Annotated in this window: 11 protein-coding genes; 4 read left to right on the top strand and 7 right to left on the bottom strand. The window is 48.3% G+C overall.

Going from position 1 to position 13,362, the window contains the following annotated elements; all coding sequences use genetic code 11:
* Nucleotides 1-2: 2 nt before the first annotated feature.
* From ACXAJH_RS11080 to ACXAJH_RS11050, 7 genes are all read right to left on the bottom strand, one after another.
* Nucleotides 3-896, bottom strand: coding sequence for a MurR/RpiR family transcriptional regulator (locus ACXAJH_RS11080; protein WP_474969491.1), 894 nt, complete (start codon nt 894-896; stop codon nt 3-5).
* A 14-nt stretch (nt 897-910) separates the two neighbouring features.
* Nucleotides 911-1,747 (bottom strand): carbohydrate ABC transporter permease, encoded by an 837-nt coding sequence (locus tag ACXAJH_RS11075; RefSeq protein ID WP_474969492.1) that lies wholly within the window; start codon nt 1,745-1,747, stop codon nt 911-913.
* 19 nt (nt 1,748-1,766) lie between these two features.
* Nucleotides 1,767-2,660: a carbohydrate ABC transporter permease gene (locus tag ACXAJH_RS11070; protein ID WP_474970434.1), complete on the bottom strand. Its 894-nt coding sequence runs from the start codon at nt 2,658-2,660 to the stop codon at nt 1,767-1,769.
* Between the two features lie 81 nt (nt 2,661-2,741).
* On the bottom strand, nt 2,742-4,118 hold the full coding sequence (locus ACXAJH_RS11065; RefSeq protein ID WP_474993968.1) for an extracellular solute-binding protein: 1,377 nt from the start codon (nt 4,116-4,118) through the stop codon (nt 2,742-2,744).
* Nucleotides 4,119-4,175: 57 nt separating this feature from the next.
* Nucleotides 4,176-5,081: an N-acetylmuramic acid 6-phosphate etherase gene (gene murQ / locus ACXAJH_RS11060; RefSeq protein ID WP_474969494.1), complete on the bottom strand. Its 906-nt coding sequence runs from the start codon at nt 5,079-5,081 to the stop codon at nt 4,176-4,178.
* Between the two features lie 7 nt (nt 5,082-5,088).
* On the bottom strand, nt 5,089-6,048 hold the full coding sequence (locus ACXAJH_RS11055) for an N-acetylglucosamine kinase (RefSeq protein WP_474969495.1): 960 nt from the start codon (nt 6,046-6,048) through the stop codon (nt 5,089-5,091).
* 133 nt (nt 6,049-6,181) lie between these two features.
* Entirely contained in the window at nt 6,182-7,258 is a 1,077-nt protein-coding gene (locus ACXAJH_RS11050; protein WP_474993966.1) for a YkvI family membrane protein, read from the bottom strand.
* A gap of 185 nt (nt 7,259-7,443) precedes the next feature.
* Here ACXAJH_RS11050 and ACXAJH_RS11045 point away from each other — a divergent pair, with 185 nt between their 5' ends.
* The 4 genes from ACXAJH_RS11045 (at nt 7,444) to ACXAJH_RS11030 (ending at nt 13,304) form a co-directional block, all read left to right on the top strand.
* Nucleotides 7,444-8,694 (top strand): PucR family transcriptional regulator, encoded by a 1,251-nt coding sequence (locus tag ACXAJH_RS11045; protein WP_474993965.1) that lies wholly within the window; start codon nt 7,444-7,446, stop codon nt 8,692-8,694.
* A gap of 107 nt (nt 8,695-8,801) precedes the next feature.
* Complete coding sequence (ald, locus tag ACXAJH_RS11040) at nt 8,802-9,932, top strand: alanine dehydrogenase (protein WP_474969498.1); 1,131 nt, start codon at nt 8,802-8,804, stop codon at nt 9,930-9,932.
* 297 nt (nt 9,933-10,229) lie between these two features.
* Nucleotides 10,230-11,885, top strand: coding sequence for a M4 family metallopeptidase (locus ACXAJH_RS11035; protein WP_474969499.1), 1,656 nt, complete (start codon nt 10,230-10,232; stop codon nt 11,883-11,885).
* A gap of 516 nt (nt 11,886-12,401) precedes the next feature.
* Complete coding sequence (locus ACXAJH_RS11030; RefSeq protein ID WP_474993964.1) at nt 12,402-13,304, top strand: acetamidase/formamidase family protein; 903 nt, start codon at nt 12,402-12,404, stop codon at nt 13,302-13,304.
* The last annotated feature ends 58 nt before the right edge of the window (nt 13,305-13,362 follow it).

Below are 13,362 nucleotides of genomic sequence, written 5' to 3'. Positions count from 1 at the left end.
TATTAAGATTGGGCTTTTTTCTGACGAAGCGGTTTTCCTTTCAACACATCCATGACGTCGGTAATTTCATTAAAGTAATCGGACGCTTCATTCCACTGGTCTGTGACAAGATTAACGAACAGAATGTCGATCATATGCAGTTGTGCCAGCCTTGAAGAGGTCGCCCCGCTCCGGAATGGGGCGGGAATTTCCCTGGAGGCTGAAATATACAGCGACACATCTGCATGGGCCGTCACAGGGGAATGCCCGTAGCGGGTGAGACTGATCGTTTTAGCCCCTTTGTATTTGGCAATCTCCATGATTTTCGCCGTTTCATACGTCTCACCGGAAAAAGAAATGCCGAAGACGACATCATTTTCCTTTACGTTCGCAATGTTCATCGCCGCATTGTGCATATCCGTAAATGCGGACGTCGCCTTGTTCATCCGAAGGAACTTCTGCTGGGCATCCTGGGCGATGATCCCGGAGGCCCCGACACCGAAGAAGTGGATGGTATCCGCTTTTTTCAAGACGTCCACCGCTTTTTCCAGGGTCCGGTAATCGACCATTTCCGTCGTTTCCTTGATCGCCTGCAGGCTGTTGTTGGTCACTTTTTCAACAATCGAATCGGAGGGTTCCCCTGGCTGGATATCCCGGAAGCGGGCCTCCGGCTTTTTCTGCAGGTCTCCGGAAATGCGCAGCTTCAGCTCCTGCAGACCCTTCAACCCGAGGGACTTACACAAACGGATGACAGCCGCACTGCTGGTGGAACTCAGTTCACCGAGCTGTGTAGCCGTACAATGGATCGCTTCATGAGGCTGATCCAGTATAAATTCGGCAATCTTTCTTTCTGACGGGGGCAGCTTGTCCTTCATTTCATTCAGAATGACAAGCCCGCCTTTCAATGAATTTTTCATATCTTCCACCACTCTTATCCTTTAATAGCTCCTTCTGTCATTCCTTTGACGATGCGCCGCTGGAAAATCGCATACAGGATGATGACAGGAACGATGGCAATCACTAAGCTTGCAAATAAGGTTCCCCACGCATTGGTGTACTGGGTCTCATTGCTTATGTAATCGATCGCCAGGGCCAGCGTATAGTTTTCTTCCGTCTGAAGGAAGATCAAAGCCATAAAATACTCATTCCAGAACTGGATCATGTTCATGATCGTTACGGTAATGATACCCGTTGTCGAGAGCGGAGTAATCACCTTCCATAGAATCCCATACGGGGACATTCCATCAATGGCTGCGGCTTCTTCCAGGGACTTCGGTATCGTAGCCATAAAGCTCGTCAGTACGAAAATGCTGAAAGGCAGCTGGCTTACCGCATAGACGATGCTCAATCCGAAAATGTTATCCAGTAGGTTCAGCTGCATCAATAAAAAGAAGAGCGGGATCCAGCCGAGAACCATTGGAATCATCATCGCAGAAATGTACAGCGTAAACAACAGACGGTTGCCGCGGAAACGCATACGCTCCAGGGCGTAGGATGTAGGAATCGCCATCATCAGCGTTAACGTGGCACCGAGACCTGTCACAATGAAGCTGTTGAAAACACTCGTGTCGATATTGTAGTTGCTCCAGGCATCCACAAAATTAGCAAAGCTGAACGATTCCGGCAGCCCCCACGGGTTGGCGTAAATTTCCGCGTTCGATTTAAACGCGCCCAGAACCATCCAGACGATCGGATACAGGACAGCGAGTGTCCAGATGATCAAAGGAATTCGAACGATGGTACGTGAAAAGAATTTTCCTGTCTGCACTCCATTCCCCTCCTGTCTGTTAATATTCCACTTTTTCCCTTCTCATGAAAAACTGCATAATAAGAACCGTGACCAACGATAGAATTAAAATCATCACACCAATCGTTGCGCCATAGCCGAAATTGTACTTCACAAACGCCTGTTCATATAAATACGATCCCATCACATGGGTCGAATTGTTCGGCCCACCCTTTGTCATAACCTGGACAATGATGAAGGAACCATTCAATGTCGTAATGATGATGTACAGAATGCTGATCTTAATCTGCGGCCAGATGAGCGGCAGGGTCACTTTCCAAAACTGCTGCCACTCTGTCGCACCGTCGATCTCAGCGGCTTCATAATAGCTTTTCGAAATGTTGGAAATCCCGCCCATCAGCATGAGCATGAACAAACCGATCCCTGCCCAGACAGAAGGAAGTACAAGGCTTGGAAGCGCCCAGTCCTCACTGCCGAGCCACGGCTTCGTCCAGCTTTCCAAGCCGATCAGCTCAAGACCGGAGTTGACAAGACCAAGACTCGGATTATAGATGAACATCCATAAGATACCGATGACCACCACCGACATAATGTTGGGAAAGAAGAAGACGATGCGGTAGAAAGGGGCTTCTTTAATTTTCAGCTGTGTCAAAGCGACGGCAAAAAATGTCGACAAAATCATGATCCCGACCACTTTGGTCACAACAAGGAAATAATCGTGAAGGATGGTTCTGGGGATGATCTCGTCACTGAACAGCCGGCGGTAGTTATCAAACCCGACAAATTTCGCCAGCGACGACGCACCGGACCACTCAAAGAATGAATAATAAAGGCCGTTGAACAACGGATAAAGGGTGAAAACAGAAAACAGGATAAACGTAGGAACAAGACAAAATGCAAGAAATAGATTCCTCTGCCTGCGCGATTGGACCATCATACTTCCCTCTCTTTCTGTATGGTTATGAAAAAAGGAATGTGAAGACAAGAGCCTTCCCATTCCTCCTTCCATGTAAGCCTACTTTAAACTGCTGCGGTATTCAGCTGCGGCTTTTTCAGCCTCCTCCACAAATTCCTCTGCTGTAATGTTTCCAAGCATGAGGGAAACGAGAGAGTTGCTGATCGGCGTTTCCAGCTCTGAACTCATTGGGTGGGGCTTCTGATGAATCTGCACCTGTTCCGGATCATTGATCATTTCATTCGCTTCGATCAAGAAGGAAGGTACTTCTTCACTGGAAGACAGATCAACACCCTGCAGGTTCATGATCGCTCCGGTATGTTCAGAGAAGCTCTTCGCATACTCTTTCGTGAAAACAAACTCGACGAACGCTTTTGCTGCTTCCTTGTTTTCTGCTTTTTCAGCAATCGCCAGCGGACGAAGATCAGGAACGATGGCATAAGGCTCTCCTTCATCCTGCATCGGTGATGGAACGAATCCATACTCGAAGTCATCCGGTGTATCGTTGGCCATTTCGTTAGGCAGCCAGAACCCGACAGGAATGAACGCATTGTCATGAAGAAGGAAGTTCATCTGGGACTGCGTATGGTTCAAAGCACCGAACCCGTCATCAATCATGCCTTCTGCCTGCATCTGCTCGACTTTTTTCATAACCTCAAGAACCGGATCGCTCGTCCAGGCTCCTTCCTTACCTTTAATCACATCCGTCAAAAGCTCATCCCCGCCGGCTGCACCAAAGGCGGGATACAGCACACCGCGCAGGAAGTAATACGGGTATTGACCAGTGGTGACAAAAGGAGCGATGCCCTCTTCGTCCTTGATCTGCCCCATCGTGTCCATAAATCCAGGAAAATCTTTTGGAACTTCCCAGCCTTTTTCTTCAAACCAGGCATTGTCATACCACGTGCCCCATGTATCAAAAACAAGCGGCAGGCTGTATACGCTGCCATCGTAATCAGCCGGATCGACGATAAAGCTCTCGCTCAAAGCCGTACCATCCTCAAGCTCGACACCTTCCATCCAGTCGGTCAAGTCCATCAACTGTCCGTCTTCCACCATTTGAGTTTCACTGGATCCTGCTCCATCGATGTAAACGACATCAGGCGGATCGTCCGAGACCCAGCGGGAACGCATTTCTTCGTTAATATTCGGACCGGCATGCTCCGTAATCGTGACATCCGGATACTCCTCCTGGAAATCACCGATAACCTCTTTCCACCAGGAATCTCCGTAACCACCGACAAAATACTGAATTTCAAGTTCTCCTGAAACCTCTCCGGATTCTTCTCCGCTGTTCTCTGAAGAAGACTCCTCTTCGGTGCCCTCACTATCTGTCTCTTCTGTTCCTGCTCCGGGCGCACAACCGACGAGCAAAAGAAAACCAAATAAAACGGCGGCAATCAACCAAGCTGATGTTTTCCTCCATAAACTCAACATAAGCTCCCCCTTTTTTGATTGAAATCATGTATTTGAAACCAACGTGTGGTCTTCAAATTAAGTTTTCGCTTTCACCGCATCCCGGAGCTGCCCGTCACAAGTATCGAGGAGACGTTTGGCTTCCTGAAAGGACACCTTCTTTTTCAACATAACAATGGCAGGTTTCACCTGATGCTGCGCTTTCTGCAGAGCTTCTTCCGCTTCCTCATAGGAAGTTCCGGCCGCTTCCATTAAAATGCTTTTGGCCCGCTCCCGCAGTTTGTAGTTGTTTGCATGCACATCCACCATCAGGTTTTCATACACCTTTCCAAGCTTGACCATCACCGCTGTGCTCAGCATGTTCAACACCATCTTATGGGCCGTCGCTGACTTCAAACGGGTGGAGCCTGTCAATACTTCTGGTCCGACGATGACTTCGATCGGGCATTCGGCCTTCCCACTGATTTCGGACTTATCATTACAGGAGAGAGAGATTGTAAAAGCGCCGATCTCCCCGGCATAAGTCAGCGCTCCGATAGGATAAGGGGTCCGGCCGCTGGCGGTAATCCCGACAACGACATCTTTTTTGCTGAACCCGCGGGCCTTCAAATCTTCCCGGCCCTGATTCTCGTTATCTTCGGAGTTTTCCTTTGCTTCTGTAAACGCCCGGCCGCCTCCGGCCATCACTGCCTGCACAAGCGAGGGGTCGACCATAAATGTCGGCGGACACTCCGATGCATCAAGTACGCCGAGTCTGCCACTCGTTCCTGCGCCGACGTAAAATAAGCGGCCTCCGTTTTTCAAGGCTTCTGCGATGTGATTGACAGCTTTTGTAATCGCCGGCAGTACGTTTTTCACAGCCTCCGCTGCTTTATGATCTTCGTCATTCATCACCGTCAGCATTTCTATTGTTGTCATCTCGTCCATATGTATCGTCCGTGCGTTCCTCTGTTCCGTCGTTAAAAATGTAAGGGAATCTGTCATGAGTCCATCACCTTTCTTTTTCCATTCCGGCTGCTCTGCCAAGTAAAGCCGCTCCATATTCCGGTGGAGCGTAAGGATCGGTCAAGGGACCGAACTGCCTGTCTTCCAACAGTTTTCCAACATGATTTCGTAGAACCTGGGAGTATGTAAGGATGGAACCCGCTGCTGAAACAGGCGCTTCCGGATCCACTCCCTGCTTAACGAGACTTTCAATATGAAGCACCAGCTCTTCCGCCGCTTCCTTCAGCAGATCCACCGCTGCCTTATCGCCCTGTTCAGAGGCTTCGATGATGCAAGGAGCAAAGGCAGCGACTTCCTTCTTCTCAAAAGGACGATCATACATATACCGAATCAACTGTTCCGGTCGCTCTAAACCGCAAGCACGCAGAATATAAGAAGTCATTTGTGTAGGTTCCCCGCGCCCATCTGCTGCTTTGGCCACTTTTGATAACGCTTTCAAAGAAAGGTGATAACCGCTGCCTTCATCTCCAATTAGATGTCCCCATCCCCCGCATGTCACAACTTTCCCCGCCGCTGTTATTCCAACAGCATTGGATCCCGTACCGGAAATCAGCAGCATCCCCTCTTCTACGCCTGGGGCCAGCGATCCCTTCAACGCCGCATGCACATCGGATGTGATACACAAGTTTAAATTTTCTGAAAAATTTAGGTTAAAAAAAATTGTACGCACCGTACCAGCCATCTGTTCGACCTCATCCCGCCTGCCGACGCCTGCCAGCCCCATTCCTGCTCCGGATATTTCGTCCGGTGCAAGGGAGAACGTCTTCATTCCGTGCCGGATCAGGTTCTCCAGTCTTCTGCCGGCTTCCTCAAAACCAACGACGTGTGGGTTTGTCCCCGGCCCTTTCACGATCAGCGGCCGCTCGGGATACGCCTTTTCGTCCGCTTTCAAGAACAGACAGGTCGTCTTGGTTCCTCCACCGTCAATACCTATGATGTACGTCATGGGCTTCCTCCCAAACCTTGTTGAACTCATTATAGAGCGTATGAATTTTCATGTCAATAAAATGTTAGAAAATTCGTAATTATATTTCAAGAAAAAGAAAAACCCGGACTGTTTGTAGTCCGGGCTGCCTTTGTTATGCTGCGCGTTTACTGTTCTTCCTTTCTTCCGCCCTCAACCGGAACGGAGCAACAAGGAGGGCCGCAATTAAAAAGAGGCCCATATTTCCAATGAGAGGATAGAACAAGGAAACGAGATCGGTAAATCCGAGGAAGCTCAATCCGAAAGCAGCCGCAATCATGATTAGAACGAACTTTTTATGCCGGGCTGTCCCCAATGTTGTAAATCGTGCAGCGAAAGAGAAGAACATGCTGACCGCGGTGTTGAATACCATTCCAAATAAAACAATGGAATAAAAAGCCCCGAGCACCGGCGACAATTCGTCCACTAAAGCCAGTAGCGGCATGTCGTACCCCGCAATGGAATCGACTCTCGAAAAAATGGCAAGATGGCTGAGCACGATCATCAGACCGAGACCGAGTCCGCCAAAAAATCCGCCAAGCGCAGAGGTTTTTTCATCTGTTTCATTCCCACCCATCAACAGCGCCATCGAAGCACCGACAGCGATATTAAAGGACACATAATTCATGGCAGAAATGAACCAATAGGAAAAGTCACTCGGCTGCTTCAGGGCGGTCGCTTCCAATACAGCAAAGCTTTTATCCATCGACACCACACTATAGATGGAAATGAGCACGACAGTCAGTATTAAAAACGGAGTGATACTGCCAATAATCTTTACCACTTTGTCGACATTCAGCAATAGGGCCGCCGTCACGATGACGCACATGAAAATGATACCTGTAATCGCTGGGATTCCGAACTGCTGACTTGGAATCGAACCTGCACCGGCAATCATGACAACGCCTACGCCGAATAACGTGAAAATGATAACCGCGTCGACGGTCCATCCCAGCCAGCGCCAGCCGCTCACACGGTGGATGGCTTCTTTATGAGATTCGGCTTTCATCCGGGTGCCGAGCTTTGTCAGCATCATGCCCATGTAGGCGAAGAAGGCTGTGGCCAGTACGGCTCCTGCGGTACCCATATGTCCGTAACTGGTGAAATACAACAACACTTCCTGGCCGGAAGCAAAACCTGCTCCTACAATAATTCCGATAAATGCACTGGCCATCTTAAAAATTCTACTCATCCTGCTCCTCCTTATGTAAAAATTCTTGTTGTTTTTATAATCCGCCCTCCAACTTTTGTGGTTTTACACAAACATACCTTTCCATCTTCGTATAAATACACAAGATAAGCAAGAGAAAATGGTCATGTCTGCATACGAAAAACCATGATAGAATAGAGGTAATGATTGAAAGAAGGAGAACGTCTATGAGTCCATCACCACGTATCCCTAAAACATTGAACGATCTGATTGATTCTCCCGAAGGATTAGCCGATCGAATCGCCGAAAGCCTTGGCTGCCCCGTTACAATCGAAGATGCCAATCACCAGATTGTTTCCTACAGCAAACATGAAGAACGTGTGGATGATGCCAGAACGGCTACAATCATGCGCCGGAAAGTGCCGGAAAGTGTTGTCAACGGCTTATGGAAGCACGGCATTATGGCAAGGCTTTTTGAAAGCGGACGCCCGGTCATCGTCCCTCCGATTGAAGACATCGGCCTCGGCCGCAGGCTTGCCGTATCCGTCAGGCATAAAGAGGACATCCTCGGCTTCATCTGGGCACAGACCGCGGAATTGACGATCACGGAAGAACATCTTCAGACGATTGAAGATGCCGCCCGTATCGTAAGTCAGCATCTGCTCCGCCAGCAGGCGAAGAAAAAGAAATCCGAAGAAAACCAAAAAGAGTTTTTCTGGCAGCTGTTAACCGGCTCTTTGGAAAACTCCTCCGATATCAAACGACTGGGAAAAAAACATCAAATGAATCTTCAGGGCCAGCTTTGTGTAGCTGTCTTCGAATTCACGGAAGACCTCAGTCAGTCTGTCGAACGTCAGGCCTATTATTTATCAGAAACACTGTACCAGACTAGGATTGTCAGCCGGATTTTTGACGATCATCAGCTGATCCTGCTTGTACGGACAGATCCTAAAGAAGAGGCGGACCACTTGAGCCGTGCTTTTCTGAACGACTTCACCCAGAAAATGAAAGAACGGCTGAACTTCGATGATTTAAAGGGAGCTGTCGGCCTCGTCTACCATACACCGTCGCTGATCCACTCGAGTTACAAACAGGCCCTTAAAGTGCTTGAGTTGAAGGATCAATTCCCGAAAGCCCTTGCGGAAGTGGATCACTACCAGGACCTCGGCATCTATCAGTTCATTAACGAAATTGCCGATCTGCAGAGGAAGGAACATTACCATAATGATGCCCTCCGTAAAATCAAGGCGTATGATGAAGATAACCGGGCGGCCCTGCTCGAAACATTGAAGGTGTTCCTTGCTCATAACAGCAATGTCCATAAAGCAGCCGAAAACATGCATATTCACACCAACACGTTGAATTACCGGCTGAAAAGGATCCGGGAAATCGGTGGTATCGACTTTAAAAATGCCAGTCAGAAAATGATGCTGTTCATAGATTTGTTAATCGATGAAAAAGAAAAAGAGGATTTGTGATTTTTCACAAATCCTCTTCTTTATTTTCTCACTTTCTGCTAAACAAAAAACTCATTTCCCAGGCTATACTTTTCTTACAAATTGTTCTGAAAGGTGGTCATTTTCTTATGATTATCGGAGTACCGAAAGAAATTAAAAACAATGAAAACCGTGTAGCTATTACACCATCAGGGGTTGTAAACCTTACAAAAGCAGGACATAAAGTATACATTGAAGCCGATGCCGGTCTTGGCAGTAACTTCACGAACGAAGAATATCAAGCTTCTGGTGCTGAGCTTATTGAAAGCGCTTCAGAACTGTGGGCTGCTTCTGAAATGGTTATGAAAGTTAAAGAACCTCTAGCTTCAGAATATCCGTATTTCCGTAAAGGGTTGGTCCTTTTCACCTACCTTCACCTGGCGGCAGAGCCTGAATTGACGAAAGCGCTTGTGGAAAATGAAGTAACGGCGATCGCTTACGAAACCGTTTCTGCTGATCAGAAACTTCCTCTGCTTACACCAATGAGTGAAGTAGCCGGTCGGATGGCTACCCAGATCGGTGCTCAGTATCTGGAGAAATCCTACGGCGGCATGGGCATTCTATTGAGCGGTGTTCCAGGCGTTTCCCGAGGTAAAGTAGTGATCATCGGCGGCGGAATCGTTGGTACGAATGCTGCGAAGATTGCGATCGGCCTTGGTGCTCAGGTGACGATTCTTGACCTTAACCCGACACGCCTGCGCGAACTGGATGATCAGTTCGGTTCCGATATCCAGACATTGATGTCCAACCCGTATAACATTGCTGAATCTGTGAAAGATGCAGACCTTGTCATCGGCGCGGTTCTTATCCCAGGAGCTAAAGCACCGAAACTCGTTTCTGAAGATATGGTGAAATCCATGAAAGAAGGTTCCGTCATCGTTGACGTCGCCATCGATCAAGGAGGAAACTTTGAAACAGTGGATCACATTACGACTCACGATGATCCGATTTATGAAAAACACGGGGTTCTTCACTATGCTGTTGCCAACATTCCGGGAGCTGTCCCTCGCACGGCAACCATCGGTTTGACGAATGTCACCATTCCTTACGCGCTGCAGATTGCGAACAAAGGAGTTACCGCCGCAGTCAGTGACAACAAAGCCATCGAAGAGGGTGTCAACACAGCGAACGGTCATTTGACGTACGAAGCGGTTGCTCGTGATCTCGGCTACTCCTACACACCTGTGCTGGAAGCTTTAAGAGAAATTGCCCACGCCTAAGAAAAGACAATAAATGCTAACCATAAACCCGTGCTGGGAACACAGCACGGGTTTTACAATGTCTCCTTTTACAAATGCACCGCTCGTTCCTATAAGGAGCAGCGGACTTTTCCCCCACTCTTTATTCGTGAAACCACCGCCTCAAATGACCAGCCCCCTTCACTTCTTACCTGCGTAAATAGTCACGATTCTTGTTATTTCTGCATAATTTTCAGAAAAGATAAACAGTTCAAACGACTCTGTCTTTTTTACCTATTTTTTCCTATAATTGGTTGTATTCTTGATAGGAGGTTGATTATGAAAAAGAAGTACGTCATTCCAGTAGCCGTCTTATCGTCCGCCTTGTTTATGGGAACATCAGCACCCCAGACGCATGCCGTCAGTACATCAGACCAGACACAGGTTCAACAGCAGATTGTACATAACCAGCAGAACAAGCCTTTTTTCAACAAAGAAAAGACACAGACGTCCTCAAGTGCCACGGAAAAGTCCGCCCAGGAGCACTTGAAGAAAAACAAAAAGACGTATAACATTTCCAATCCGGACAAGAGCCTCAAACAGACCGATTTGAAAACCGATGATCTCGGAATGACCCACGTTACCCTGCAGCAGACAAAAAACGGTGTTCCGGTCGAGGGACATCTCGTTAAGGTGCATTACAGCGAAGACGAGAAAGTGGAAGCTGTGAATGGACAGTTCAACACTTCTATAGAAAAGTCCACCATGTCGACAAAGCCATCCATAACAAAATCAAAAAGTATCACCACCGCTAAGAAAGCGGTTACGGCACCTGATGAACTAGTGGAATCCCCAACTTCAGAGCTTGTCATTTATCCATTCAACGGCGAAAATCACCTGGCTTATAAAGTAAACGTCAACTTCCTCGGAGAAACGCCGGGCAACTGGTTTGTCTATGTGGATGCAGAAACGGGGAAAGTCATCGATCAGTACAATACGATCATGCATGCCAGCTATAAAACATCCCGCGGCTTCGGTATCGGGGTGCTTGGCGATTACAAGACACTTCACATTTCCAAGGACATGAGCACCCAGGGGCGCGATTACTACCTGCTTGATCAGTCCCATAAGGACCTGGACGGCATCTATACGCTCGATGCTGAAAATCAATATGTGCTTCCAGGAAAGCTCTTCTCATCCTCTGATGCTGCTTTCCGGACAAGCTATGAACGTCCGGCAGCAGATGCGCATTACAATTCTGAAGAAGTCTATAAATACTTCAAGGATGAACACGACCGGAACTCTATTGACGGGGAAGGCATGCCGATTGTGTCCACCGTCCACTTTGGAGAGGATTACAACAATGCCTTCTGGAATGGTCAGCAGATGACCTACGGGGACGGCGACGGGGATTTCTTCATCCCACTATCCGCAGGTCTTGACGTTGCTGCCCACGAAATGACCCACGGAGTGACGACGTTCTCAGCAGGGTTGAAGTACCGCTTCCAATCTGGTGCTTTGAATGAAGCCTTCTCCGACATTTTCGGAGCCTTGGTTGATGAAGAGGACTGGGAAATGGGTGAAGATATTATGGGAGCCGGGGCGAAATCAGAAGGCCGGACAGCCCTACGCAGTTTGAGCAATCCGAGTAAGTTTCCTGTCGGGGCAGATTATGTCTCTTACGGAGATGGAAACGGCATGTACCCTTCCCATATGGACGAGTATTATGACCTGCCTATCGAACTGGACAATGGCGGCGTTCACATCAACTCCTCCATCATCAACCATGCCGCCTACCTGACAGGTGAAAAGATCGGTAAAGATAAACTCGGCCATATTTATTACCGAGCGCTTACAGTATACCTGATGCCTGATTCGGACTTTGACCATGCACGTGAAGTGATCATTCAATCAGCGGTCGATCTATACGGGGAAGACAGCCCTGAAGCAGCAGCTGCTGCTTATGGACTGGACGAAGTAGGAATCACAGGCTGACCAATCGGAGGCTCCGATTGGAGAGAAATCTTTTTTCTAGTGATTCCAAAGGAACGGTCATCAATACTTGGTCATGGATAGGATTTTTCCCATGTAAGCGGAAGTAACGCAACCTGTACTGTTCTTTGAAAACGGCGAGGAACTATGATCACCTTTCTCTTTTATCAGAGGGGAAAGCTATTTTCCCACAGGCATCGGCACGAGGAGCGTACGGTGGTGACGCCTGCGGGAACAGCGCGAGCCGAAGATCGACTTGGTCTAATGGTTTTCTTGACCAAGTCAGCTGAGGCCGTGCCCGCGGCAAGCATCCACCGATAAGCGGAACGTGCCCCCTCAACACGACATGCAGACAACTCTAATTGGATAACACGGATTTTTCTACAGCCTGAGGCTCCCATTAAGGGAGCCTCTTTCATAAGAATAGGCGGGAGCTCTCATCAGAAGAGAGGGGTCCAAGTCTTCGATACTGAAGAGTCATAATCTATTGATGTACGGCAACAAAAGGAGGAAAAGCCTATGACAGTCACTTTATCCAAGGAACATTTCATCTATGCGATGGACAAGGAGCATCCGCCTGCCTTACACGTTTCATCAGGCACAACGATTCAGGTGCATACACACGACTGCTTCGAAGGTCAGATCCAGTCGGAGGATACCGAAATCGATGCGGTGGACTGGAACCGGATCAACCCCGCTACAGGTCCTGTCTACATTGAAGAAGCAGAGCCCGGAGATACATTGAAAGTCACGATTCAGGATATTCAATTAGGAGACAGCGGAGTGATGGTCACTGGTCCCGACCTTGGAGTGATGGGGCACCGAATGGAGACATTCCAGGCAAAAATCATTCCTGTCGAAGACGGAAAAGCTGTTTTCAATAAGGATGTATCTCTTCCGCTTAACCCTATGATCGGGGTGATTGGAGTGGCACCTGAGGGTGATGCCGTGTCCTGTGGCACACCAGGCGCCCACGGAGGAAATATGGATACAAAAGAAGTGACGACAGGATCTTCTCTCTACTTCCCTGTTTTTCATAAAGGGGCCCTTCTTTCTCTGGGGGATCTTCACGCAGCCATGGGAGACGGAGAAATCAGTGTCTCCGGTGTGGAAATTCCGGCCGAAGTTTCGATCCATGTAGCGGTTATCAAAAGCCGGCCACTTCCTTTCCCTTTCCTGAAAAATGAGGATGGACTGAGTATTCTTGTCTCTAAAGACACGCTGGATGAAGCTGTAGACACTGCGGTTGAGCTGATGATTGATTTCCTCCAGCCGCAGACAGACCTTTCTTTATCAGAACTGACGATGCTGATGAGTGCTGCCGGGCAGGTACAGGTCAGTCAGGTCGTGGATCCGCTGAAAACCGCCCGCTTCTTTGTACCACACACGGTGCTTGAAGCCTATTCCATCTCTATTGAATAAAAAAAGAGCTGCTTCCGGAAGTAAACCGGAGCAGCTCTTTTCGTAGAGGAATATTTTT

The sequence above is a fragment of the Halobacillus sp. ABD4_316 genome, from assembly GCF_056161385.1.
Note: the sequence above shows the minus strand (reverse complement) of the source record. Positions and strands in the feature narration are given on the sequence as shown.

Bases quoted from the DNA above. Each gene is read 5' to 3' on its own strand.
- ACXAJH_RS11030 (WP_474993964.1), top strand. From the start codon at position 12,402: ATGACAGTCACTTTATCCAAGGAACATTTCATCTATGCGATGGACAAG.
- ACXAJH_RS11050 (WP_474993966.1), bottom strand. From the start codon at position 7,258: ATGAGTAGAATTTTTAAGATGGCCAGTGCATTTATCGGAATTATTGTA.
- ACXAJH_RS11055 (WP_474969495.1), bottom strand. From the start codon at position 6,048: ATGACGTACATCATAGGTATTGACGGTGGAGGAACCAAGACGACCTGT.
- ald (WP_474969498.1), top strand. From the start codon at position 8,802: ATGATTATCGGAGTACCGAAAGAAATTAAAAACAATGAAAACCGTGTA.
- ACXAJH_RS11045 (WP_474993965.1), top strand. From the start codon at position 7,444: ATGAGTCCATCACCACGTATCCCTAAAACATTGAACGATCTGATTGAT.
- murQ (WP_474969494.1), bottom strand. From the start codon at position 5,081: ATGACAGATTCCCTTACATTTTTAACGACGGAACAGAGGAACGCACGG.
- ACXAJH_RS11065 (WP_474993968.1), bottom strand. From the start codon at position 4,118: ATGTTGAGTTTATGGAGGAAAACATCAGCTTGGTTGATTGCCGCCGTT.
- ACXAJH_RS11035 (WP_474969499.1), top strand. From the start codon at position 10,230: ATGAAAAAGAAGTACGTCATTCCAGTAGCCGTCTTATCGTCCGCCTTG.
- ACXAJH_RS11080 (WP_474969491.1), bottom strand. From the start codon at position 896: ATGAAAAATTCATTGAAAGGCGGGCTTGTCATTCTGAATGAAATGAAG.
- ACXAJH_RS11070 (WP_474970434.1), bottom strand. From the start codon at position 2,660: ATGGTCCAATCGCGCAGGCAGAGGAATCTATTTCTTGCATTTTGTCTT.